At 45.8% G+C, this 23,404-nt stretch carries 21 protein-coding genes and 3 pseudogenes; 7 read left to right on the top strand and 17 right to left on the bottom strand.

Features of this window, described 5'->3' with window-relative positions:
• Nucleotides 1-39: 39 nt before the first annotated feature.
• From yajC to nusB, 3 genes are read right to left on the bottom strand one after another with little or no spacing between them, the layout of a single operon-like run.
• Nucleotides 40-339 carry a preprotein translocase subunit YajC gene (gene yajC, locus BST99_RS01590; RefSeq protein ID WP_105000245.1) on the bottom strand — a complete coding sequence of 100 codons (300 nt, stop codon included), beginning with the start codon at nt 337-339 and terminating at the stop codon, nt 40-42.
• Nucleotides 340-825 carry a DUF1573 domain-containing protein gene (locus tag BST99_RS01585; protein WP_105000244.1) on the bottom strand — a complete coding sequence of 162 codons (486 nt, stop codon included), beginning with the start codon at nt 823-825 and terminating at the stop codon, nt 340-342.
• A 58-nt stretch (nt 826-883) separates the two neighbouring features.
• Nucleotides 884-1,798, bottom strand: a complete 915-nt coding sequence (gene nusB / locus BST99_RS01580) for a transcription antitermination factor NusB (protein WP_245916153.1) — start codon at nt 1,796-1,798, stop codon at nt 884-886.
• 110 nt (nt 1,799-1,908) lie between these two features.
• Between nusB and BST99_RS01575 the strand changes: the two genes are divergently transcribed.
• The 3 genes and pseudogenes from BST99_RS01575 to BST99_RS01565 all read left to right on the top strand — a co-directional run bounded on the left by BST99_RS01575 (nt 1,909) and on the right by BST99_RS01565 (nt 6,718).
• On the top strand, nt 1,909-3,657 hold the full coding sequence (locus tag BST99_RS01575; RefSeq protein ID WP_105000242.1) for an ABC transporter ATP-binding protein: 1,749 nt from the start codon (nt 1,909-1,911) through the stop codon (nt 3,655-3,657).
• Nucleotides 3,658-3,735: 78 nt separating this feature from the next.
• The gene (locus BST99_RS01570) at nt 3,736-4,113 is read left to right on the top strand and encodes a PUR family DNA/RNA-binding protein (RefSeq protein ID WP_105000241.1); all 378 of its coding nucleotides are present in this window, start codon (nt 3,736-3,738) and stop codon (nt 4,111-4,113) included.
• 53 nt (nt 4,114-4,166) lie between these two features.
• Nucleotides 4,167-6,718: pseudogene (locus BST99_RS01565) on the top strand (M14 family zinc carboxypeptidase).
• Here BST99_RS01565 and BST99_RS01560 read toward each other — a convergent pair.
• Nucleotides 6,719-7,060, bottom strand: a complete 342-nt coding sequence (locus tag BST99_RS01560) for a tRNA-binding protein (protein ID WP_105000240.1) — start codon at nt 7,058-7,060, stop codon at nt 6,719-6,721.
• A gap of 36 nt (nt 7,061-7,096) precedes the next feature.
• Here BST99_RS01560 and BST99_RS01555 point away from each other — a divergent pair, with 36 nt between their 5' ends.
• A complete protein-coding gene (locus BST99_RS01555) occupies nt 7,097-7,657 on the top strand; it encodes a thioredoxin family protein (RefSeq protein ID WP_105000239.1) in 561 nt (186 codons plus the stop codon).
• On the opposite strand, the gene BST99_RS01550 is transcribed toward BST99_RS01555, so the two are convergent.
• From BST99_RS01550 to mnmD, 13 genes and pseudogenes are all read right to left on the bottom strand, one after another.
• Nucleotides 7,654-8,187: a YfiT family bacillithiol transferase gene (locus BST99_RS01550; protein ID WP_105000238.1), complete on the bottom strand. Its 534-nt coding sequence runs from the start codon at nt 8,185-8,187 to the stop codon at nt 7,654-7,656. The genes BST99_RS01555 and BST99_RS01550 overlap by 4 nt on opposite strands.
• Nucleotides 8,188-8,429: 242 nt before the next feature.
• Complete coding sequence (locus BST99_RS01545; RefSeq protein WP_105000237.1) at nt 8,430-9,362, bottom strand: peptidylprolyl isomerase; 933 nt, start codon at nt 9,360-9,362, stop codon at nt 8,430-8,432.
• Nucleotides 9,363-9,398: 36 nt separating this feature from the next.
• Nucleotides 9,399-10,804, bottom strand: a pseudogene (locus BST99_RS01540) (M20/M25/M40 family metallo-hydrolase).
• A 4-nt stretch (nt 10,805-10,808) separates the two neighbouring features.
• Nucleotides 10,809-11,693, bottom strand: coding sequence for a PPK2 family polyphosphate kinase (locus BST99_RS01535; RefSeq protein ID WP_105000236.1), 885 nt, complete (start codon nt 11,691-11,693; stop codon nt 10,809-10,811).
• Between the two features lie 184 nt (nt 11,694-11,877).
• Nucleotides 11,878-13,041 (bottom strand): sigma-54-dependent transcriptional regulator, encoded by a 1,164-nt coding sequence (locus BST99_RS01530; protein WP_105000235.1) that lies wholly within the window; start codon nt 13,039-13,041, stop codon nt 11,878-11,880.
• Nucleotides 13,042-13,065: 24 nt separating this feature from the next.
• Complete coding sequence (locus BST99_RS01525; RefSeq protein ID WP_105000234.1) at nt 13,066-13,662, bottom strand: DUF6268 family outer membrane beta-barrel protein; 597 nt, start codon at nt 13,660-13,662, stop codon at nt 13,066-13,068.
• A gap of 297 nt (nt 13,663-13,959) precedes the next feature.
• Entirely contained in the window at nt 13,960-14,859 is a 900-nt protein-coding gene (locus tag BST99_RS01520; protein ID WP_105000233.1) for a mechanosensitive ion channel family protein, read from the bottom strand.
• A gap of 16 nt (nt 14,860-14,875) precedes the next feature.
• Nucleotides 14,876-16,214 (bottom strand): annotated as a pseudogene (locus BST99_RS01515) (ABC transporter permease).
• Nucleotides 16,207-17,145 carry an ABC transporter ATP-binding protein gene (locus tag BST99_RS01510; RefSeq protein ID WP_181044125.1) on the bottom strand — a complete coding sequence of 313 codons (939 nt, stop codon included), beginning with the start codon at nt 17,143-17,145 and terminating at the stop codon, nt 16,207-16,209. Before BST99_RS01510 ends, BST99_RS01515 begins: the two are co-directional and overlap by 8 nt.
• A gap of 179 nt (nt 17,146-17,324) precedes the next feature.
• The gene (dnaJ, locus tag BST99_RS01505; RefSeq protein ID WP_105002390.1) at nt 17,325-18,440 is read right to left on the bottom strand and encodes a molecular chaperone DnaJ; all 1,116 of its coding nucleotides are present in this window, start codon (nt 18,438-18,440) and stop codon (nt 17,325-17,327) included.
• Between the two features lie 10 nt (nt 18,441-18,450).
• Nucleotides 18,451-19,008, bottom strand: a complete 558-nt coding sequence (locus BST99_RS01500) for a nucleotide exchange factor GrpE (RefSeq protein WP_105000232.1) — start codon at nt 19,006-19,008, stop codon at nt 18,451-18,453.
• 84 nt (nt 19,009-19,092) lie between these two features.
• Nucleotides 19,093-20,004 carry a TIGR01777 family oxidoreductase gene (locus BST99_RS01495; protein ID WP_105000231.1) on the bottom strand — a complete coding sequence of 304 codons (912 nt, stop codon included), beginning with the start codon at nt 20,002-20,004 and terminating at the stop codon, nt 19,093-19,095.
• A 37-nt stretch (nt 20,005-20,041) separates the two neighbouring features.
• Nucleotides 20,042-20,707 (bottom strand): tRNA (5-methylaminomethyl-2-thiouridine)(34)-methyltransferase MnmD, encoded by a 666-nt coding sequence (gene mnmD, locus BST99_RS01490; RefSeq protein ID WP_105000230.1) that lies wholly within the window; start codon nt 20,705-20,707, stop codon nt 20,042-20,044.
• A 171-nt stretch (nt 20,708-20,878) separates the two neighbouring features.
• On the opposite strand from mnmD, the gene BST99_RS01485 reads away from it, so the two are divergent.
• The 3 genes from BST99_RS01485 (at nt 20,879) to BST99_RS01470 (ending at nt 23,392) form a co-directional block, all read left to right on the top strand.
• Complete coding sequence (locus tag BST99_RS01485; RefSeq protein ID WP_105000229.1) at nt 20,879-21,949, top strand: branched-chain amino acid aminotransferase; 1,071 nt, start codon at nt 20,879-20,881, stop codon at nt 21,947-21,949.
• Nucleotides 21,950-22,447: 498 nt separating this feature from the next.
• Entirely contained in the window at nt 22,448-22,816 is a 369-nt protein-coding gene (gene crcB / locus BST99_RS01475; RefSeq protein WP_105000227.1) for a fluoride efflux transporter CrcB, read from the top strand.
• A gap of 237 nt (nt 22,817-23,053) precedes the next feature.
• The gene (locus tag BST99_RS01470) at nt 23,054-23,392 is read left to right on the top strand and encodes a P-II family nitrogen regulator (RefSeq protein ID WP_105000226.1); all 339 of its coding nucleotides are present in this window, start codon (nt 23,054-23,056) and stop codon (nt 23,390-23,392) included.
• Nucleotides 23,393-23,404 lie beyond the last annotated feature (12 nt).

The raw sequence follows: 23,404 nt of genomic DNA, 5'->3' as shown, positions 1-23,404 counted from the left end.
CCGCCTTGAAGGCGGGTTTTTTGTTTGCCGGTAAGGCTATTAACTTTTCTTCTCTGCCGTAGCAGCCGGTTTAAGACGAGCACTCATCTCCATAGAGATTGCGGAACGGTCAAACTTCAGTTTGCCTGCCATGGTCTCAATTACACAGGAATTGTCCTTGTCATTGAGTTCCACTACTTTTCCGTGCATTCCACTTTTGGTAATGACCTTGTCTCCTTTTTTCAACGATTCCGCGAACTTTTTCTCGTCTTTTTGACGCTTGATTTGCGGACGAATCATAAAGAAATAAGCCACCACAAAAATGAGGATGATGGGCAGAAAGTTATTCAGTGCTTCCATTTACTTAGAGTTCCAAGGTGATACAACGGACCCGTCAGCTTTAGACTCAACAAAAGCCTTAATGCGGAGAATTTCTTTTCCGGCGGCCGTATTCGCTGTAATTGTTACCTGCTTGGTCACTTGGTTTTTACCCGTACCGTTGAACTTTACCAAAAGCTCACCTGTTTGACCAGGAGCGATTGGATCTCTTGGATATTCAGGAACTGTACATCCGCAAGTAGACTCGGCGTTTGTAATAATCAAAGGTGCATCTCCCGTATTGGTGAATGTGAATACGGTCTGTTGAGGGGTTCCAGAAACGATATTTCCGAAGTCATGCTCTCTTTTATTGAATTGCATAACAGGAAGTTTCTTTTGTACTTGATCTCTGGCAGAAGCAACAGCAACATTGTCTTCGATCACCTTGTCACTGGCTTTTTCCTTACAGCTAATAGCAAAAACACTCACAAGAGCGGCTAGAGCAAAGGATAAAACTGTTCTTTTCATGGGTAATTAAGTTTTGTTCAAAAATACATATTACGGTGGACATGTTCAACGAGGTGGCTTAGAGTAATCCCCTACCACTTTTGCGCATCTTTCCACTTTCTTTATATTCCTTAACGAGTTTATCGAGGATTCCGTTTATAAAAATGCTGCTTTTTGGAGTCGAGTATTCCTTGGCAATCTCCAGGTACTCGTTGATGGTCACCTTTTCTGGGATAGACGAGAAACTCAGAAGTTCGCAGATGGCCATCTTAAGCAAAATAAAATCAATTTCGGCAATTCGCTCTTTGTCCCAGTTGGGCGTTTTTCCTTCTACCTCCTTCTCCCATTCCCCATCCTTAAGCAGGGTTTTGGTCAAGAGTTCATTGGCAAAGTCCAAATCGGCCTGGTCCTTCAATAGCTCTGGTAAGAAGTACGATGCCGGCGTATCGTGCGCCGCTTTTCGCATGAGCTTCAACAAAAATGTATTGACCAGCGGGATATCGTCCACCCAGGTTAGGCGATCGTCTTCAAAGTACTCGTAAATTTTCTCGTTGGGAGCGATGATTTGTTTGAAAGCCTCGGTCAAGAACTCCCGGTCTTTCTCAAAACTGCGACCTTCCTCTTTCATATAGGTCTTATACAAATCGCTATCAACGAGGTCTCGGTAGACGATCTTGACATACTCCTCATTGAGGTACCAGTTTTTCAACTTGCGTTTTTCGAGCTGCTCCTTCAAGAGGGTATTGGACTGCAGTTGCAGCAGCAGAAGATTATCGATGAATTTTCGCGGGTTCCTCCAATTGGTTTTTTCGTCACTTAAGTACTTCTTCTCGTCGTGAAGCACATGTTTTTCTGCTAACTTGTGAAGCTCGGTAAACAAGCTCAACTGCAGCAAATAGAGCACATACATGTTCTCTATACTCCCTTTGAGGAATTTCTTTTGCCCATCCAGGGATTCTTCACGGGTTTGTGACAATGCGTAAATGCACTGCATAACTTTGACTCTGATGTGTCTACGGGTGAGCATGAAAGGAGTATTCGCCTAGAGATTCTTCTAATTAACGCCTACAAAAGTAGTGTTATATTCCTATTTTTGAAGGCCCGATGAAAGAACTAAAACACCTTCACAAATACTTTCGCAAATACCGGTTCAAACTGATCCTTGGTGTCATCATTACCATCATCGCCCGGGTATTTGCACTCTTCTTGCCCTCTTATGCTAAAAAAGCACTGGATGTCATGGAATTAGCCCGTGACAACCAACTCTCTCAGGAAGAAGCAACGAGTACTCTTCTGCTATATATCGGAATCATTATTGGAACCGCTGCGCTCTCGGCACTCTTTACTTTTTTTATGCGCCAGACCATCATCAATGTGTCGCGCTATATCGAGTTTGACCTGAAAAACGAGGTCTACGAGCACTACCAAAAACTGTCTCAAAGCTTTTACAAGAACAACCGTATTGGGGATTTGATGAACCGAATCAGCGAAGATGTGACCCAGGTTCGCATGTACGGAGGGCCTGTGATCATGTATGGTATTACCACCCTTACCCTCTTTGCTATTTTAATTCCGCTGATGTTCATCAAGGCTCCCGAGCTGGCGATGTATACCCTACTCCCTCTGCCTTTTCTTTCGGTTCTGATCTACCAAATTAGCCGCATCATTCACCACCGAAGTACCCGGGTTCAGGAATACCTCTCGACGCTTTCGACTTTTAGCCAGGAGTCCTTTGCCGGGATCACTGTGATCAAAGCGTACTTACTCGAGCCGCAAATGAACTCCGACATGGAGAATCTCTCGGAAGAGGGCAAGCAAACCAGCATGAGCTTGGCCAAGGTCAATGCCTGGTTTTTTCCGCTGATGATGCTTCTTATTGGTATAAGCAACATCAATGTCATCTACATTGGAGGGCAGCAGTATATCGCTGGCGAAATTGGGCTGGGACTGATCGTTGAGTTTGTGATTTATGTCAATATGCTCACCTGGCCCGTAGCCGTGGTCGGCTGGCTAACCTCCGTGGTCCAGCGGGCAGAAGCCTCCCAAAAGAGGATAAACGAATTCTTGAATCAAGAACCAGAAATTATCAGTGGAGAACTCGTCCCCGAAGCCATTGAAGGACAAATTGATTTTGATAAGGTGAGTTTTACCTACCCCGACACGGGGATTGAAGCCTTGAAGGAGGTTTCTTTCTCTATAAAACCTGGACAAACCCTGGCTGTCTTGGGAAATACCGGATCCGGAAAAACAACCTTACTCGAATTGGTCGCTCGCCTTTACGACTGTACGGATGGGGAGATTAGGGTTGATGGCAACCCCATACAAAAGCTCAAACTGGACGCGCTCAGAAGCAATATCGGAGCGGTACCACAAGAGGCCTTCCTATTTTCCGATACCCTCGAAAATAACATCCGATTTGGGGACCAAGAGGCCAGCTTAGAAAAAATTGAAGAGTATGCACGCAAAGCTGTAGTTCATGAGAATATCATGGGTTTTAACAAGCAGTACCAAACCATGTTGGGTGAAAGGGGGATAACCTTGAGCGGTGGTCAAAAGCAACGGGTATCGATCGCTCGGGCGCTGATCAGAGAACCCCAGATCTATCTGTTTGACGATTGCCTTTCTGCAGTCGATACCGAAACAGAAGAAGAAATTCTCAGCAATCTGCAAAATGAATCCAAAAACAGAACCACTTTCTTGGTGAGTCATCGGGTCTCTTCCGCTCGGCATGCTGATCATATTCTGGTACTGGATCAAGGGTCTATTATTCAATCGGGAACTCACGATGAATTACTAGCTATTCCTGGCTATTACAAGGATTTATACGAGGAACAATTGGCTTCTAAGGGGTAAGCAAAAAAGAATTGGCTCGTTCCCATTTTTTTTTCATTTTTGAGAGACCGATAAAATAACCAAACCGAACTGCAGTCCATGAGCGAGAAAGATTTAATGGATCAGGAAGAGATCTACTCCAAAGTGCTCCGGGCAGGTCGTAGGACCTACTTTTTTGACGTGCGCAGCACCAAGGCTGGAGATTACTACCTTACCATTACAGAGAGTAAGAAGTTTACACACGACGATGGTTCTTTTCACTACAAAAAACACAAGATCTATCTCTACAAAGAAGATTTTCAATCTTTTAGGGAGATCATGGAAGAGATGATGGATTATATCATCGAGGAGAAAGGAATGGAAGTAATCTCGGAAAGACACCGAAAGGACTTCAAAAAAGAAGAACAAAACGGCCAGTCTGATAGTGCTGAGCAATCAACAGGTTCCTTTACTGACCTGGATTTTGATGACATCTGATTGATCGTCTGGCCATTAACCCCCGAATACCGGGATCACAAAGAGTACATCTGATGAATAGAATTCTTCGTAGCCGCCTTTTTAAGGGGGCCTTAGTTGTTGCTACCTTATTGACAGGTTTTGGCCTGAACGCGCAGGAAATCGATCCTGATCAAAAGTACGGACTGGATTACTTCCTGCCCCAGAACATTAGTTACGATACAGCCATACCCACCCCGGAATCCGTTATTGGTCATCAGGTTGGGGAATGGCACATCACTCACGACAAACTGGTTTATTACATGCAGGCTGTTGCCGCCGCGAGTGACCGAATTCAGATCGAGAATAGAGGCACCACCTACGAAGGGCGTCCACTACTGTTACTCACTGTTTCGCACCCCGATAACTTGGCACGCTTAGAAGATATCCGTCAAAAGCATGTAGGAGCTACCGAAGGAGGACCCAGTGCCGAGCAAGAACCTATTGTTGTTTACCAAGGCTTTTCTATTCACGGAAATGAACCAAGTGGTTCCAATGCCGCCCTCCTCTACGCCTATTACTTGGCCGCTGCAGAAGGACCCGCCATCGAAAACCTTTTGAAGAACGAAGTCATTCTCTTGGACCCTAGCTTTAACCCGGACGGACTGCAGCGTTTTGCCTATTGGGCGAATGTTCACCGATCCGCTCGTCTTAATCCTGATCCCAATGACCGCGAGTACCGGGAGGTATGGCCGGGAGGGCGTACCAACCACTATTGGTTCGATATGAACCGGGATTGGCTTCCTGTACAGCTTCCTGAAAGCCGTGTTCGCATTAAGACCTTCCACAAGTGGATGCCCAACATCCTGACCGATCACCACGAAATGGGAACCAATTCGACCTTTTTCTTTCAGCCGGGAGAACCCAGTCGTATCCACCCCCTCACTCCTGACCTGAACCAAGAACTGACCAAAGCGATCGGAACCTACCACGCCAAAGCCCTGGACAAAATTGGCTCCTTGTATTACTCAGAAGAAAACTACGACGACTACTATTACGGTAAGGGGTCTACCTTCCCGGATGTGAACGGAGGAATCGGTATTCTCTTTGAGCAGGGAAGCTCCAGAGGACATATTCAAGAGAGCGAAAACGGGATCCTGACTTTCCCTTTTACCATTCGCAATCAATTTACCACAGCCCTTTCGACCATTGCTGCCGCTGAAGGTCTTAAGGAAAAGATTCTCAAGTACCAGCACCAGTTTTTCCAAGACACCAGAGCGGAGGCTGCGCGTGCTAAAACAAAGGCCTACGTCTTCGGAGATCCTAAAGACCCAGCACGTGCTTATCACCTGGCTGAAATTCTCAAAAGGCAAAATATCAAAATCCATGCACTGGCCCAGGACACCCGTATCCAAGGCCAAATGGTTCCTGCGAGTCAGGGTTATGTTGTACCGATGGACCAGAAAAATCCTCGCTTGATTCGAGCCATCTTCGAAAAGAGAACCACCTTTACCGACAGTCTTTTTTATGATGTTTCGGCCTGGACCCTGCCCCTGGCTTTTGATTTGAATTACGAAAGTCAAACGAACCTTTCTAAAGCCGGAGCCGAAATAACGGACCTTAAGCCCAATAAAGGTGGCGTGAGTTCCCAGAGCAATTACGCCTACCTTTTTGAATGGCACCACTACTACAGCCCCAAGGTCTTGAATGCCTTACTGGAGAAAGGTCTGCGTGCCAAGGTGGCCAAATCTCCCTTTGTTCTCGATGGAAAGAGCTACGATTATGGAACCATTATGGTACCTGTCGTAGGTCAAAAATTAACCCCTCAGGAATTGTATGAGTATTTGAATTCTTTGGGTTCCACTGCAGGAGTACAAATCACTGGGGTTAGCACAGGGCTGACCCAGGGCATAGACCTGGGAAGTAATGATTTTGATCCGGTACGACCCCAAAAAGTGGCTGTGCTGGTCGGCAATGGTGTTCGCTCTTACGACGCTGGGGAAATCTGGCATGTGTTTGACCAACGCTATAATATGCGCATTACCAAACTGGATGTTGCCGCCTTGGGAAGAGTCGATCTTCGGGAATACACCGACATCATCATCCCAAGCTACAGCGGAAGTTTTAGTAAGCGTGCGACCGAAAACCTCAAGGATTTTGTTCAGAACGGAGGTAGTCTTATCGGATTTAGAAACACCGTGCGCTGGATGAAACGAGAGGCTTAATCGATCTCAACTTTATCCCGGATAGCCTGGTGGCCAAAAACATACGTTTTGACCAAAAAGGAGATTTATTAGGCGCCCAGGTAACTGGAGGTGCCATTTTTGAAGCCAAAATCGATCGTTCTCACCCTGTAGTTTATGGGTATACGGGTGACCGCATCTCCCTATTCCGCAATACGAACTTCTACATGAAGCCCGCTGCTAATAGCTACGATAATCCAATTCAATACACCAGCAAGCCCTTGCAAAGCGGCTATATTTCGGAAGAAAACGCCAAGAGAATTGCCAACAGCGTACCTTTTCAGGTGGCCCGATTCGGCCGCGGTCGTGTTATGGCTTTTACGGATAACACCAACTTCAGAGCTTTTTGGTACGGTACCAACAAGCTCATGATGAACGCGGTGTTCTTTGGACCACAGATGTAATCAGGATATCGGTAATCCGTTTTTGACCGGGGTACTCGTTTGGAGGACCACTACATCCTTGCCTTCAACTGCTCCCAGCACCAAGCATTGGCTTTTAAAGCCTGCGATGCGCTTGGGCGGAAAGTTGACCACGGCTACTATTTGCTTTCCGAGTAAATCCTCAGGAGTGTAGCGGAGGGTGATTTGTGCGGAGGACCAGCGAATTCCAATCTCCTCTCCAAAATTAACTTTGAGCTTGTATGCGGGATTACGCGCTTCCGGAAACTCTTGAACCTCTTCGATGGTTCCCACGCGCATATCGACCTGGGTGAAAGTCTCCCAATCCAGTACTTTTTCTTCCATGGCCTCTGTCTTACCTTTGTAGAAAAGTACAGGATAATGGCCAGAACTCCTAGCAACATGATTCCCTTGGGAAGCAAAGCACCCGATTTTCAACTCCCGGACACCGTCTCCGGTCAGTCCCTTCACTTAGCTGATATACGTGGAGAAAAAGGCACTTTAATTGCCTTTGTTTGCAACCACTGCCCTTTTGTAAAACACATTAATGCCGGACTAGTTGCCTTGGCGGAGGAGTTTCAAAATCAAGGCTTGGGCTTTGTGGCGATTTCCAGTAACGATGTGGTCAACTATCCGGAAGATCATCCGGACCTGATGACCCAAACCGCCAAGGAGGAGGGCTATACCTTCCCTTACCTCTACGACGAAACCCAGTTCGTTGCCAAAGCGTATGATGCCGCTTGCACCCCTGATTTTTATGTTTTTGATGCAGAAGATGCCCTGGTGTACCGAGGACAAATGGACGATTCTCGTCCAGGCAATGGTCTTCCTGTTACCGGAGAAGACTTGAGATCAGCCATGCAAGCCTTGCTTCAGGGAGAGCGAATCTCAGAAGATCAAAAGCCGAGTATTGGCTGTAATATCAAATGGAAAACTTCCTAGGACGACATCCAGCCTTCGCGGTGGATCAATCGTTGAATATGGGCCAGGTGGTGCTTGCCGTGCCAGGCGTACCGGCCAGTATTCTCAAATAAACTCACAGGATCAGGCTCGGAGGGATGAATGTAAACCTTTCTAAAATCTTCTTCTTCCATCCGATCCAAAAGCTTGAGGAGACGTAAATGAACCGCCTCCAAGTGCAATAAGGAGGCTTCTAGGTCCGTCGTCTTAGCGTCTTCCAGCTCCGCCCATTTCTTTTCGTTATAGTCCTTGATGATGGGCCTATTCTCGGTCATCGCCCATTTAAAACGGGCATAGCTGTGGTGGTGACTATCGGCTAGGTGATGCACTAATTGACGTACCGTCCAACCCTCCGGTCGGTAGGGCGTGTCGAGCTGTTCATCATTTAGGGACTGTACGGTTTGACGTAATTGGGATGGAAAATCTTGAAGTTCTTCTTTCCAAATACTTAGGAGTTGCAGGTCAAATTCGGGTAGCTCAAATAACCCAATAGGATATTTTAGGTGTTCCAAAAAATACGATTTAGGTGTTTGGTTCCGTTACAGAGTAAGGAAGTTATGACCTACTTCAAAATCTCAGTTTTAAGCAGAAACCGAAGTAGGGTTTTCTCTTCCCGTATTGTTTAATAGATGTAAATCTATTTAATAATAACCAAAAGCACGCCCCATGGTGACGCAACTACTCTCAGTATTGGTAACATTGCTCGCAGTAAACGCATTTTTACTGCTAATTAGTGTAAATCGTGCGCGATAATTTAGCCGACACGAACCAACTCCACGTCAAATATCAAGGTCGCATCAGGAGGAATTACCCCCCCTGCACCGCGGCTTCCGTAGCCTAAATCAGAAGGAATGACAAAGCGTGCTTTTTCCCCTTCTTTCAACAAAGCAATCCCTTCATCCCATCCGGCAATTACTTGCCCTATACCTAAAGTAAATTCAATAGGCTCTTTTCTGGCATAAGAAGAATCGAAAACCTGTCCATTGGCAAGACTCCCTTCGTAGTGGACGGCAACTTTTTTACCTTTCTCTGCGGCCTGTCCACTTCCCGCTTGAATTTGCTTGTAGCGAAGACCTGATTCGGTTTGCTCAAAACCTGCGGCTAATTTATCCAACTCCTTTGACTTGCGTTCTCTCTCTTGAGCAATACGCTTTTCGCGCGCTCCTTCGAAAGTACGGAAGGCTTCAATGGCATTCCACTGTTCAGCCTCTTCCCCCACTCTTAGAATTTTGAGTTGATCGATGGTATCACCCTGTGCAATGGTATCTACGATATCTTGACCCTCGACCACTTTCCCGAAGACGGTGTGCTTGTCATCCAACCAAGGTGTGGCGACGTGGGTAATAAAGAACTGACTCCCGTTGGTACCAGGGCCAGCATTCGCCATAGACAAAACACCGGGACCATCGTGACGCAGTTCCGGGTGGAACTCATCGTCAAACTGGTATCCTGGACTTCCGGAACCTGAACCCTCGGGGCAGCCTCCCTGAATCATAAAGTCAGCAATAACACGGTGAAAATTCAAACCGTCGTAGTACGGATTACCTTGCGATTTTACACCGTTCTCCATATTTCCTTCTGCCAAAGCGACAAAGTTCCCTACCGTTCCAGGGGTGCGCTTGTGCATCAGTTCAACGGTGATTTTTCCTTTGGAGGTGTTAAATTGGGCGTACAGGCCGTTTTGCATGGTGATATTTTTTTCTATGAGATTGCAAAAATACAGCTATCCTTTAATCTTTTGCGTTTTAACTGGTCCGTATTTGTCCATTAGATAAACCAAGCTCGCCATAGTAGCGGCTCCTAACTCCAACTCTCTTTTGTTTACATGTTCAAAGGTGTCGTTCTCGCATGGTGGTGATCAAAGTAGCGTTGAGAATCCGGACGCAAACCGGAAAGAATGATGTTTGGATCCTTCAAGGGGCCGATATCGGCACCGCTCCCACCTCGAACAAAGAGGTGGATCAGATAGGGTTCAAATAGGGGTTTCCACGATTCGATCTGTGCAAAATTCTCATCACTGCAATCAAAGGAGAATCCACGTGGAGTGAACCCACCGGCATCACTTTCGAGTGCAAACACATGCTGCTCTCCCTTATTCTGAGCCACTTCAGCGTACTTTCTCCCTCCGCGAAGACCGTTTTCTTCATTCATAAAAAGGACAACGCGAATGGTTCTTTTAGGGCGGTAACCGGTCCCCTTGAACAAGCGCAAGACCTCCATGCTTTGAACAACGCCGGCACCGTCGTCGTGAGAACCATCTCCGAGATCCCAAGAATCCAGGTGCCCCCCAACAACCATGATCTCCTCTGGAAATTCACTGCCCCGGATTTCACCGATCACATTAAAGGATTCTACATCGTCATAGACCCGACAGTTTTGGTTAAAGAAAAAACGAGTTTCTGGGTTGAGTTTAAGCGTTGTACTGAGGAGTTCAGCACCATTGGTACTAATTGCTGCTGCTGGTATACGCTGTTCTACGGGAGTTTCGCCATAAGACATCGATCCCGTATGAGGCAGATCGTCTAATCGCAAATTCACAGAACGGACAATCACTCCTACTGCGCCATATTTACCGGCTTCCGCTGCACCAGAATACCGCTGATCAACACAACCAGAATAGGACTTGAAAGTACTGATATTGGTCGGATCCATCGGGCGATTAAAAAAGACGATTTTTCCTTTGATTTTATCTTCTCCCAAACCGGCCAATTCTTCGATCCCCTGAACCTCAATAACCTGGGCCTTGATCCCTCCATTAGGGGTTTCTACTGACCCTCCAAGTGCACAAATAGGAACATTGGTGGTGATACCGATCTGGGTTTCGATATAGGCAAATTCGGGGGCTCCCCTTACCCATTTTGGCACCATGACCGGTTGTAACCAAACCCGGTCCAAACCGAGTTTTTTCAATTCCTTCTGGGTGTACTCTACCGCGAGTTGTGCTTCAACCGAACCAGAGAGACGTCCCCCAATTTGATTGGAAAGGTGATTTAACCAATCGTAGGCCTTTCCTTCTGTGAGTACAGAATTGTACATTTTCTTGATCTGAGCTGCGTCTTTTTCACTTTGGGCTTGACCTAAGCTTAAGCCAAAAACCAAAAGCATCGAGAATAAAATCTTTCTTTTCATGGGTCTATTCTTCGTTGTTAAGTACTTCTTTAAAATTTTCAATATTCCGGGCAACTTTCTCTTCCAGTTGAGGGTACTGCACATCATCGAGTACGGTCAGGGTTTCTTGTAGAATCGAAGCGACCAGTACCCGCGCTGTTCTCTTATCATCGGCTGGAATACAATACCATGGAGCTTGCTCTGTGCTGGTTTCACTCAGCGCTTCTTGATAGCAGTTTTCGTACTGTTCCCAAAGCTTGCGCTCGTTTAAATCTCCCGGAGAAAACTTCCAGTTCTTTTCTTCTTTTTCTAAACGTCTCAAAAGCCGGTTGCGTTGCTCGTCCTTGGACAAGTGCAGGTAAAACTTCAGAATTTTAACACCGTTCTCACTGATGTGTCGCTCAAAATCCCGAATCTGTCGAAAGCGATCGGCCCAGAACTTCTCGTCAGCCTGTTCTACTCGCGTCAAATGAGGCAGGTTTTCGTAGAGAAGATACTCCGGATGCACCCGTGTAACCAGAACGTTTTCGTAGTGAGTCCGGTTAAAAACCGAGAACTTACCTCGTTCCGGCAGAGCGACATAATGGCGCCACAAATAATCGTGTTTCAGTTCTTTAGAAGTAGGAACTTTAAAACTGTGAACCACCACTCCTCTCACGTTAAATTCCTTGAATACTTCGCGGATCAAACTGTCTTTACCAGCAGTATCCATTCCCTGTAAACAAACCAAGACCCCGTACTTCCCGTGCGCATAGAGTTTATCTTGAAAGGCGGCCAGTTCTTCTCTGAGACGGTTCAATTCTTTCTTGAGACCCTTATTGTCCAAACCGAGATCTACCCGAGTTGGGTAGTCCTTCAAACGAGAATCTTCCGAAAAAAAGTAGTTTTCTGTATGCTTCTGGTTATTCATGACTTTCTTCTAAAAAAATACCACTTGGTCGATTATTTTGCTTCACTCAAGGATGTTGGCTCTATTTTTAGCGCGTCCCAATGACCACTAAATGAAACTGAAGATTACCATCATCCTGCTTGGCCTGGCCCTCGGTATTTTAGGGCTATTCCACAGCGTTCTCTGGGCCGCCTCCTAAAGCCCATTATTTGCTTGCAAAAGCTTTTACGTCTTGCTCACTGATTTCCTGATCTCCCAAGATGATCAAGCGTTCTACTACGTTTCTCAGTTCTCGAATATTTCCGGTCCAATCGTATCCCTTTAAGAGGGTTACCGCCTTCTTTGAAAAGCTCTTCGGTGCGGTTCCTTGCTCGGAGGCTATTTTATCCGCAAAAAAATCAATAAGTAAAGGAATATCATCGCGTCGATTATTCAACGAAGGAACCTCGACCAATATGACCGCCAATCGGTGATACAAGTCTTCTCGAAAACGCCCCTCGGCAATTTCTTCTTTTAAATTTTTATTGGTTGCAGCAATGACCCGAACATCGACTTTGATGTCCTTATCAGAACCTACTCTGGAAATTCGGTTCTCCTGCAGAGCTCGAAGCACCTTGGCCTGAGCCGACAAACTCATATCGCCGACCTCGTCCAAAAAGAGGGTTCCTTTGTGCGCGGTTTCGAACTTACCCGCTCGGTCCTTCACAGCAGAAGTAAAAGCCCCTTTGACGTGACCAAAAAGCTCACTTTCAATCAATTCGGCTGGTATAGCCGCACAGTTTACTTCGATCAAGGGAGCGGCAGAACGCTCGCTCTTTTGGTGTAACCAATGGGCAACCAATTCCTTTCCTGTTCCATTTTGACCGGTAATCAATACCCGGGCATCGGTGGGCGCAACCTTTTCGATTATCCCCTGAATTTGTTGTATTTCAGGGCTTTCGCCAATCATTTTATAATTGCGACTGACCTTTTTCTTCAAGATCTTATTCTCCTGAACCAAAACCTTCCGATCCAAAGCATTGCGAACAGTGGTCAATAAGCGATTCAGGTCTGGGGGTTTGGAGATGTAGTCAAAGGCACCGAGACGCATAGCATTCACCGCCGTATCAAGGTCTCCGTGTCCGGAAATCATGATGAAGGGAATTTCAGGCTTTTCCTTACGGCTGGCTTCCAAAACCTCAATTCCATCCATTTTAGGCATCTTGATATCACAGAGAACCAAATCAAAATCCTCCTTTTTAACCATAGCCAAACCAGCCGCTCCATCTTCGGCTTCGAATACTTTGTACTGGGAGTTTTCTTCCCCTAATATTTTGACCAGTACACGGCGTATACTGGATTCATCTTCAATAATTAGAATTCTCGACATAATCCAAATTTAACTCCTTCTGGATTAAAAAAGGCTGAGCTTAACACCACTTTTAAAGTAGAAGCTCATTTGGTTGTTCAGGGTAAGTAAATTGTTGCGTTGGCGGTCCCTTAAAATCGCGTTCTGGATCAAAGTAGTCCCTCCAAGGGCGTAGAACTTGAGGCGGTCTCCGATCTGGTATTCGTAGCCGGCTCCCACAATTAGGGCCGAAAGAGAATTCCGGGAGGCAATATCGCCGTTTCCCAGATTCAGATCGTTTTGGATATTGAGAAAGTAGCCATCCAGTTTTGTTTCGACAAAAATGGATTGTTGGGGGCGTATCCAGTGGCGTATTTCCATCTTGGGGACCCCTAAGGTAAAGGACCAATTCGGGCGGAAGCGCCGGGTGTAGTTGACCAAGGGTAAAGGTACCGGCAATCCACTGGTGCTGTTGAATGTCAAACCGAGAATAAGCCGAAAAGGCTTCTCTATTTTATTTTGTTCTTTCCACAGCGTTGCTGTCGCATTCAAAAAGACATCTCTGGCTTTTAACCCTTCCTGAAAGTTGGAGGCCACCCTGGGGGTCAAAATTCCAATAAACTTCCACTTTTCATTCCAATCGGTCAGGTAGCCCAGATTCAAATCGATAATCGAGAATTTTCGATCGCAGCGGTCGAAAAATCCAATTCATTCTCGTAATTAAATTGCAATCGGTTGTACTCTAAACCTGCGAAGAGAACATTGGTCGAATCCAAAAAATGGGAACATTGGCGAGTGCCTTGATTCGGCTAGTGCGTACCCCACTTTCATTCGAAGGAATTTGAAGGTACTCCAATCGCAAAAGGTCTGTACTTTGAGCCATACAGGAGGACATGGCCCATAAAAGGCAAGAGAACAGAACGGTAGGCCGAAAATAAATCAAGGATGCAAAAGGTTTCCTCATGGGTTCGAAGGGCTGGATGAATTCCCTTCCGAAGAAAACAAATGCACGTCTCTTTGTGGAAAAGGAATACGAATACCCGCCGAATTAAAACGCTCATTTATCGTAAATCGCATACGGCTCTTTAAGCGAGGAACCTGAAAACTATCATTGATATAAAATTGCAAAGTGAAGAGCAAGGCAGAATCCCCGAAATCCTCAAAAAGCACAAAGGGCTCCGGATTTTGCAATACCCCGCTTTGGTCTTCGGCAACCGAGATCAGAATCTCTTCGACTTTCTCTACATCACTCCCGTAAGCAACACCTATCGAAATCTTTTCTCTGGTGGTACGGTGGTTTTGGGTATAGTTAAAAACAGTATCGGTAATAAACTTGTGGTTGGGAATGATGACCACCTTATCGTCGCGGGTAATGGCACGAGTCGTTCGCAGTTTGATTTCGAATACCTTCCCGACTTTTTCATCCACTTCCACCACATCCCCTACATTGACACTCTTGTCTACGATAATAAGGATACCTGCCAAGATATCCTGAAATAAAATCTGCAAAGCAAGACCCAAACCAACCAATAAGGCAGCGGAAGCGGTAAGAATAACGGTCACATTAATCCCCGCTGCGTTTAAGGTTAAGAGGATCACGGTGAGGTAAATGATGTAATCGGTGAATTTGAAGACGCTGATGAATTTCAGTTTGTCTTCTTCGTTCATCTTCCGAGTCAGTAATCGTCTCAACCACTTGAGCAAGATGCGGGTGGCGACATAAACGGCGATGACCAACAGAATTAGGCCAATGGTGAGGTGAATTTCTTTCTCTCCTACATTAAAGTGAAAGCCCCAATTCAAGACCTCTTGAATCTTTCCCCAAATGTCCCTTTCAAAAAAGCTGCGAAGTTCCTCCATTACACTGTCAAAGTAATTAATATTTGAGCCACTTCCATAACTCTTTATAGGTCGGTTTCTTGCCGTACATCAAAATTCCCACCCGGTAAATTTTTGCTGCGAGCCAGACAATGGCCAAAAAAGTCAGGATCAGCAAGAGGATGGAAACCACCAATTGCCAAACCGGGACGCCGTTCTCACCGATTCCGGCCGGCAGTCGCATTAACATGACAATCGGCGAAGTCAACGGAAAGAGGGAGAAGCCTACCGCTATAGGCCCGTGAGGATTACTGAATACCGAGAAGAAGCCCACATAAATGGCCAACATCAAGGGCAAAATAATCGGAAATATAAACTGCTGGGTGTCTGTTTCGTTATCGACCGCCGCACCAATAGCCGCATAAATCGAGCTGTAAATCAGATAGCCTAACACGAAATACAGGAGGAAAAAGAAAAGCAGGCTGACCCAAGGAATGCGCAAAACTTCCTTTCCTATAATGCGAACCCGCTCAAATACTTCAGGCGAAAGGTCTGATGACATGCCCGCAGAAACAGCAGACATATTAGAGCGGTCGACCAAAATACTGGGGTCTATCCCAAAAACTAATAAGGCGATAACCAATAAAATACTGGCCGAAACAATCCAAATTGCAAATTGAGTAACCCCTGCCAATGAGGTGCCAATAATCTTACCCAACATCAGCTGGAAAGGCTTCACCGAAGAAATGATCACTTCGATAATGCGGCTGGTTTTCTCTTCAATGACCGAGCGCATGACAAATCCACCGTATATGATAATGAACATCATAATCATATACCCAAATCCTCCTCCGATAAAGGCTTTAATTTCACTCACTCCTTTTATGTTGGCCTCCCCACTAAAGGTCGATGCCCGAATCTCAAAGGACCGATCCACTTGCAAGTATTCACTTCGACTTAGCCCAAGATCCTGTAGGCGTTTTTTACGCAATTCACTTTCGAACACCCCTTCGAGCTGCTCTAGAACAAAACTCACAGGGCTGTCTTTGGTGTACAAATAAGCGCTGTCTGCCGCCTGTTCCAAACTGGGTTCATCTGGGATGTGCAGGAGCCCATAAAATCCCAAAGATCTTGTAGAATCGATGGCCTGCTCCAAATCGATATCACGCAGAGACACATACGAAATACTTTGGTTGGTTTCGAAGCTCCAGCAGGTAGGACGATTCATTAAGGACCGAAATGACCCGTTTCTCGCTGTCATTGACCTTGGCCAAAAACGAAATAAGTACCACCATGGCCACCATCAGCACCGGGCTGAGAAAAGTCATAATGATAAAGGACTTGTTCCTGACCTTGGCCAGGTATTCTCTTTTGATGATCAGACCGAGTTTACCCATGCTGTTGCTTTTCTTCTACGGTTCTGATAAAAATATCGTTCGCTGAGGGAATGGTCTCTTCAAAATGACTGAGCATTCCTAAACCATTGATTACTTGAAGGGCCTGGTGTGTATCCGGACTGGGAAGATTCAAGGTAAAATCCAAGAGATTTTCTTGTTTGTCATAGGCACTGTTGGAAATCTTCAATTGACCTTGCAATCGTGCCAAGGCCTGTTCTTCACCCACATTGAGACGCACCCCCACCTGATAGGTATTGTTCTTGTAGGCCTTTTTAATGTCAGAAAGCTTTCCGTCCAGAATTTTTTCGGATTCATTGAGCAAAGTGATATACTCGCAGAGCTCTTCAACCGATTCCATGCGGTGAGTCGAAAAAATAATAGAGGTGCCTTGCTCCTTGAGGTAGATAATTTCTTCCTTTATTTTGTTGGCATTGATAGGATCAAAGCCACTAAAAGGCTCATCAAAAATCAGGAGTTTTGGTTCGTGAAGGACAGTGACGATGAACTGTATTTTTTGAGCCATCCCTTTAGAAAGCTCCTGTATCTTTTTGTTCCACCAATCACCAATTTCGAGGCGTTCAAACCAGAATTTCAACCGCTTTTTTGCTTCTGTCTTACTCAGCCCTTTTAACTGGGCCAAGTAAAGAGCCTGTTCTCCCACTTTCATGCTCTTGTAGAGCCCTCTTTCTTCGGGCAAATAGCCAATTTGAGCAATGTGCTGGGGTTCGAGTAATTCCCCATCAAAATAAACAGATCCAGTGTCTGGATAGGTGATTTGATTTATAATCCGAATAAGGGTAGTTTTTCCCGCTCCGTTAGGACCTAAAAGGCCATATATGCAGTGCTTAGGAATTTCGAGTGAGAGTTGGTTGAGTGCCGTGTAATCCCCGTATTTCTTCGAAACCCTATCAACAACAAGGATGTTGTCCATAGTTCTAAATTTACCAAATATAAAGAAAACCCGAGAAGGGAAGCCACCCCCCTCTAAAAACAAAAACCCACCCTTAATCAGATCAAGGATGGGAAAAAAATTGCTATGAAAAAGAAAATTAATATTGGTATACCAATACTAGTTCAAATATACGGTTTTATTTTAATCAGTTCCGAAGATTAGGAGAACATATCGCGAACTCGGTCAAAAAAGGACTTATCGGATTTTTCAGGCTTGGGTTCAAAATTATCATCCTCCTGCATGCGCTCGAAAAATTCACGCTGTTCACGACTGAGGTTTTGGGGCGTCCACACATTCACATGAACCAAGAGATCTCCTTTGCCATAGCCATTGAGACTACTGATCCCTTTGCCTCGAAGACGCAGGATTTTTCCGGATTGAATTCCCTCTTCCAATTTGATTCTCACCTTGCCATCGACGGTATCGATCTCCCGTGCTCCGCCGAGGACCGCTTCCGATAAACTGATGTACAAATCGTAGTGCAGGTTGTCACCATCTCTTTTTAAGGTATCGTGCTCCTTAAATTCGATAGCCACCAAAAGGTCCCCAGGAATGGAATCACCGGGGGCTTCATTTCCTTTTCCGGTTACCTTGAGCTGCATGCCCTCTTCTACTCCCGCCGGCACCTTGATCGAGACGGTCTCTTCCTCCACAACCAACCCTTGGTTGTCGGCTCCCGCTGGTTTATGATCTATAACTTGGCCAGCTCCACCACAAGAAGTACAAGTGGTCGCTGTTTGCATTCGCCCTAAAATGGTATTGGTTATCTTGGTCATCTGACCACTACCCTGGCAGGTCGGACAGGTTTTATAGGTAACCCCATCGGCCTTTACCTTTCGGCGTACCTTGACTTTCTTTTCTACTCCATGAGCGACATCTTCCAGGGTCAGCCCTACACGAATACGAAGGTTACTTCCTTTGACGCGCCGCTGTCCGCCACCAAAGCCACCGAATCCACCGAAACCACCACCTCCAAAGGCACTTCCGAAAATATCTCCGAATTGGCTAAAGATATCGTCCATATTCATACCACCTCCACCGAAGCCGCCCCCTTCAAAGGCAGCATGTCCGTAGCGGTCGTAGCGGGCCTTTTTATCGGCGTCACTCAGTACTTCGTAAGCTTCAGCCGCTTCCTTGAACTTGGCCTCTGCTTCTTGATCACCGGGGTTTTTGTCCGGGTGGTATTGCAGGGCCTTCTTGCGGTAGGCTTTTTTGATTTCGCCTGCCGAAGCATCCTTGCTTACCCCCAGTATATCGTAAAAATCCTGTTTCATCATTTGCCTATTATTGACCTACTACCACCTTGGGGTGACGTATGATCTTGTCGCCCAGGATATATCCCTTTTCGACCACGTCGAGCACTTTTCCTTTGAGCTTTTTGTCCGGCGCCGGGATTTGGGTTAGAGCTTCGTGAATTTCTGCATCGAAGGCATCTCCTTCTCCTACAGCCATTTGCTCCAATCCTTTTGCCTTCAGGGTCTCTTTTAGTTTGTTTTGAATAAGCTCGATCCCTTTCAACAGTTCAGTGTCCCCTGACCGATCAATCTCGGCTAGGGCACGCTCAAAATCATCCATGACAGGCAATAAGGCCACCATGACTTCTTGTCCGGCTGTTTTAAAAAGTTCCAGACGTTCTTTGGTGGTGCGCTTTTTGTAATTCTCGAATTCTGCAAACAAACGCAAGAACTTGTCCTTTTCCTGAGCCAGCTCTCCCTCTAATTTTGCTACCGGATCTTCCTCCACAGGAGCCGTTTCTTCCACTTCCTCCGCTTCGTTCTGCGGGCTTTCCTGGTTCAACTCTTGGTCCTTAAGCTCTTCTTTATTATGCTCGGTTTCTTTCATGTGATGTCAATGCTTATGCAATTCGAATGATGAAGGGGCAAAAGTACTGCCAATTGTCGTAAAATGTCAAAATGTCATTTTCGCTTAGTTCTTGGGCAAGAGAGAGTCCAAGGCGGGCTGCACCTTATCAAAGGTAAAAGCGTATCCGGTCTGCAGTATTTTTTCGGCACTCACTCGCTGACTGGCCAAGGCGATATAGGCCATTTCGCCAAGCATGAGCCGCAATACGAAGGAAGGCACAGGAGGTAGCCAGATTTTTTTACCCAGGCTCTTGGCCACGGCTCTAGTCAGTTCTTTTTGGCGAACAGGCTGGGGAGCTACCCCATTGTATACTCCTGACAGTGTATGCTTTTGGGCATGGATAATGATGCCAACCAGATCTTGGATATGGATCCAGGATTGCCATTGACGGCCACTTCCTAAGGGAGCTCCTACACCAGAAACGATGGGCTGAACCAACTTGGGCAAAGCTCCTTCCTCTGCATCCAGCACAATCCCGATTCTCAGAATAGAAACCGGGAAGGCATGTGCATCAAAGGGTTGCACCGCTTTTTCCCATGCTTCCACCACTTCTCCTAAAAAACTGTTGTCCACTCCGGCGTGTTCTTCTCGGTATTCCGTGCTGTACGAATTCGGATAAATCCCAATGGCCGAAGCAGTTAAGAAATGCTCGATTTTGTTTGAATTCAGCTGCTTCAGAGCCTCATTTAAAGTAGAAAGACTGTCTATGCGACTATTGAGGATACTCTTGCGGTTCTTCGAGGTCCAGCGCTGGGCTATAGAGGCCCCTGCCAGATTTACCAGGTGAGTCACACCTTCAAATGCCTGAAGATCCATTTCTTTTTTGCGCGGATTCCACAAAAATCCAGATCCATAGCCCTGCCCGATCTTCTTGTTTGAGGTGGTGAGGTAATGCACTTCTATTCCTTTCTCCTCGTAGTGTTTTCTGAGCGCAGTACCCACGAGCCCGGTCGCTCCTGTAATCAATACCTTCATGCCGTTTTTATGCAAAGATAAAACTAAATCGAGGGGGCTATTTGGCCTTGGTCGCCCTCAGCATCTCCCGTTTTCCGGGAGGGCCAGGTAGGCGTTCTACCTCCATACCAAGAGATTGGAAGGTTCTTCGAACTTCGCCTTTGGCGCAATAGGTTGTCAAAATCGCTCCTGGCGACATCATGCTGTGTAGGCGCTCAAAAATGGTCGAGGTCCACAAGTCAGGCTGTACCCGAGGGCCAAAGGCATCATAAAAGACCAGGTCGGGATTTGTTGGCGGTAAAAATTCGTGAATATCGGCGTGGTACTTGGTAAACCTAAAAAAGTCGGCTAAGCGGATGCTCTGCTCCGGCTCTACCCGGTGCATTCGTCCAAAAAAGTCCTTCATGAGACGGCTGGGCAAGAAGTCTTCATAGTCCATTTGTTGCCACAATTCCTCTTCCAAAGGATAGGCCTCTAGGGTGTGGTAATCAATATTGATCTGGTGTTTTTCGGCATAGAGAAGAGCCTGTATGGCATTCAAACCCGTTCCAAACCCCATTTCAAAAATCGAGAGACTTGAAAGCCCTGTATAAGCAAGACCCATTTGAATAAATACATGTTGAGATTCCTGCCAAGCCCCATGCTTGGAATGGTAGGATTCGTTCCACTTCGGAATAGCAATGGTTTTACTGCCATCGGCGGTTTGTACAATCTTTTTCTCCATGCCTTTATGCTGCAAAAATAGGTACCTTTATAGCCTTAGGTAGCAAGCTTCCATGGAAGTCGAAGAGAAATTACAGTATTGTCAGTAAATCTGTTCTTATTCAATAAATAGTGTAATTATGATGGCCTAAAATGGATTTTTTTTGCTTATTTTTGAAAAAAATAAACTTCTGTGCAGACAACCACCCTTCAGATCACTAAGTGTGAAAGCAGCAAAATAGATCAAGTCAATTTTGACAAATTGCCATTTGGGGAAATTTTCACGGATCACATGTTCATCTGTGACTACAAAAACGGAGCTTGGTCGAACCCGAGAATCCAACCGTACCAACCCCTTCAGATCGCACCTTCTGCCCGTGTTTTCCATTACGGTCAGGCCATTTTTGAAGGAATGAAGGCCTACAAGGATGACGAAGGTGGAGTTTGGCTTTTTCGACCCGATCAAAACTACGAGCGCATCAATAAGTCGGCTGAACGCATGGCGATGCCTCCTCTTCCAAAGGAATACTTCTTTGAGGGACTCCACGAATTATTACGTCTGGATCAAGAGTGGATCAAGCCCGGTATTGGGAACACCTTGTATGTAAGACCCTTTATGATTGCCTCCCAGGCGGGGATCATTGCTTCTGCGGCAGAAGAGTTCACCTTTATGATCATCTGTGCACCTGCACAGTCTTATTTCACAGGTTCTGTTTCCGTAAAAATCGAAGAGCATTATAGTCGTGCGGCCAACGGAGGATTTGGTTACGCCAAAGCCGCTGGAAATTATGCCGGACAGTTTTACCCAACCCAATTAGCCAAGCAGGAAGGATTTCAGCAAGTGGTCTGGACAGATGCTACAGAACACAAATACATCGAGGAAGCAGGAACCATGAACATCTTTGTTCGACTTAAGGATACCTTGGTCACTTGCCCTGTTAGCGATAGAATCCTGGACGGAGTTACCCGTAAGAGCCTACTTCAAATGGCAGAGGACATGGGTATTAAAACCGAAGTTCGTCCTATTGCCGTTAGCGAGCTCGTTAAAGGAATAGCCAGTGGCGAAATGACTGAACTTTTTGGAGCGGGAACTGCCGCAGTGGTCAGTCCGATCAGCGGATTTAGTTATGAAGGCAAACGCTACGAACTTCCAGAACTCAGTAAAGACTCCTATGCTCTACGCCTTAAAAATCAGTTGATGAACATCCAGTACAACCGCAGCGAGGATCCGCATGGCTGGAGGGAACAAGTCGTTACTTCTTAAGCCTATGTTCACTACTGGTCAACTCGTCTTTGCAGGACTTTTCTTTCTAGGCTTCGCCAGTTTGATCTACTTCTCGTATTCAAAAGACAAGGCCCTGCACACAAAAAACTATCCGGGGAGCTGGAAGGTGCTTATCGGCTTCATCATCTTTGTGATATTCCTATTTTCTGTCAAGTTTATATTGAAGAATTAACAGGATTTTACACTTCACAACAAGAATCTTGCATTTCGCAACATATTCCCGGTCATCCCGCGGCTGAGAAGGGAAAAGGAGTAATTTTGTATGTGCATATCAACAAAAACATGACAACATTTCTCTACATCCTAATGGTCCTACTCGGCATCAATGCCTCCTGCTTATCTTTAGCGTTAATGGTGCCCTGGATATGTTCAAGCGTCCACTTAGACGTATTTCTGAAACACCAATCCTGCGCCTTTTCGATCAGAAGTACGCACCCACCGAGTACAAGAAAGCCATCTAATTCCTACATTTGACCCGTGAAGCAAGCACTACTTGTTTTTGTGGGCGGAGGTCTGGGGAGTCTTTTGAGATTCCTTCTTTCGAAGCACCTCAATACTCTCTCTACTTCTTTTTTCTGGGGAACCTTCTCTGTGAATATTTTGGGCTGTTTGATTCTTGGCCTTCTGACTGGCTACAGTCTTAGAAACTCTAATTTTCCACCTGAATACTCCCTTTTATTTGCCACTGGCTTTTGCGGAGGTTTTACCACTTTTTCCACCTTTGTACTCGAAAAACACCAACTCCTCCGTGAGGGAGCTTGGCTGCCTTTTCTGGCCTATCTCGGGCTCAGTATTGCCACTGGCTACCTCTTTCTATGGCTCGGATTTGCCCTGAGTAACCGCTAATTCCTCATTGTATAATTACCAGCTTTTTTACGAAAACGTTGTAATTCATTTAAGCATTTAGATTACCCTCTGCATTTTTATCAGCCTCCTGATAATTTTTCTCCAAATATTTTAATGATTCCTTAACCAAAAGGTTTTCCCATTTGGGATTTGAGAAAAATAATCTGCAAAGCTTCAATTCTTTAGGTTATCGAGAAATCCCGCCTTTATATTTGGCGAAACCATCAAGGAATAATTATGAAAAAAGTTGAAGCGATCATTCGTAAATCGAAATTCGATGATGTGAAAAAAGCCCTTCACAACATCGAGGTGAACTTCTTCAGTTACTGGGACGTAACAGGAGTTGGAAACGAGACCCAAGGCCACGTCTACCGTGGAATCACCTACAGTACTTCCGATATCCAACGCCGTTACCTCTCAATTGTCGTTTCTGATGAATTTCTGGACCGAACCGTGGAAGCTATACTCGATTCCGCGGTTACCGGAAATGTGGGGGACGGAAAGATTTTCGTCTCCGAAATCCAAGAGGCCTATCGCATCCGAACCCGTGAAAACGGTAAAGCGGGCATTAACTAATCACTAATCAAG

This window comes from Aureicoccus marinus (assembly GCF_002954325.1).
GTDB lineage: Bacteria > Bacteroidota > Bacteroidia > Flavobacteriales > Flavobacteriaceae > Aureicoccus > Aureicoccus marinus.
The sequence above is the reverse complement of the archived record's forward strand: the minus strand, read 5'-3'. Positions and strand labels throughout refer to the sequence as shown.

Bases quoted from the DNA above. Each gene is read 5' to 3' on its own strand.
- yajC (WP_105000245.1), bottom strand. From the start codon at position 339: ATGGAAGCACTGAATAACTTTCTGCCCATCATCCTCATTTTTGTGGTG.
- BST99_RS01585 (WP_105000244.1), bottom strand. From the start codon at position 825: ATGAAAAGAACAGTTTTATCCTTTGCTCTAGCCGCTCTTGTGAGTGTT.
- nusB (WP_245916153.1), bottom strand. From the start codon at position 1,798: ATGCAGTGCATTTACGCATTGTCACAAACCCGTGAAGAATCCCTGGAT.
- BST99_RS01575 (WP_105000242.1), top strand. From the start codon at position 1,909: ATGAAAGAACTAAAACACCTTCACAAATACTTTCGCAAATACCGGTTC.
- BST99_RS01570 (WP_105000241.1), top strand. From the start codon at position 3,736: ATGAGCGAGAAAGATTTAATGGATCAGGAAGAGATCTACTCCAAAGTG.
- BST99_RS01560 (WP_105000240.1), bottom strand. From the start codon at position 7,060: ATGGAAGAAAAAGTACTGGATTGGGAGACTTTCACCCAGGTCGATATG.
- BST99_RS01555 (WP_105000239.1), top strand. From the start codon at position 7,097: ATGGCCAGAACTCCTAGCAACATGATTCCCTTGGGAAGCAAAGCACCC.
- BST99_RS01545 (WP_105000237.1), bottom strand. From the start codon at position 9,362: ATGCAAAACGGCCTGTACGCCCAATTTAACACCTCCAAAGGAAAAATC.
- BST99_RS01535 (WP_105000236.1), bottom strand. From the start codon at position 11,693: ATGAATAACCAGAAGCATACAGAAAACTACTTTTTTTCGGAAGATTCT.
- BST99_RS01530 (WP_105000235.1), bottom strand. From the start codon at position 13,041: ATGTCGAGAATTCTAATTATTGAAGATGAATCCAGTATACGCCGTGTA.
- BST99_RS01520 (WP_105000233.1), bottom strand. From the start codon at position 14,859: ATGGAGGAACTTCGCAGCTTTTTTGAAAGGGACATTTGGGGAAAGATT.
- BST99_RS01510 (WP_181044125.1), bottom strand. From the start codon at position 17,145: ATGGACAACATCCTTGTTGTTGATAGGGTTTCGAAGAAATACGGGGAT.
- dnaJ (WP_105002390.1), bottom strand. From the start codon at position 18,440: ATGAAACAGGATTTTTACGATATACTGGGGGTAAGCAAGGATGCTTCG.
- BST99_RS01500 (WP_105000232.1), bottom strand. From the start codon at position 19,008: ATGAAAGAAACCGAGCATAATAAAGAAGAGCTTAAGGACCAAGAGTTG.
- BST99_RS01495 (WP_105000231.1), bottom strand. From the start codon at position 20,004: ATGAAGGTATTGATTACAGGAGCGACCGGGCTCGTGGGTACTGCGCTC.
- mnmD (WP_105000230.1), bottom strand. From the start codon at position 20,707: ATGGAGAAAAAGATTGTACAAACCGCCGATGGCAGTAAAACCATTGCT.
- BST99_RS01470 (WP_105000226.1), top strand. From the start codon at position 23,054: ATGAAAAAAGTTGAAGCGATCATTCGTAAATCGAAATTCGATGATGTG.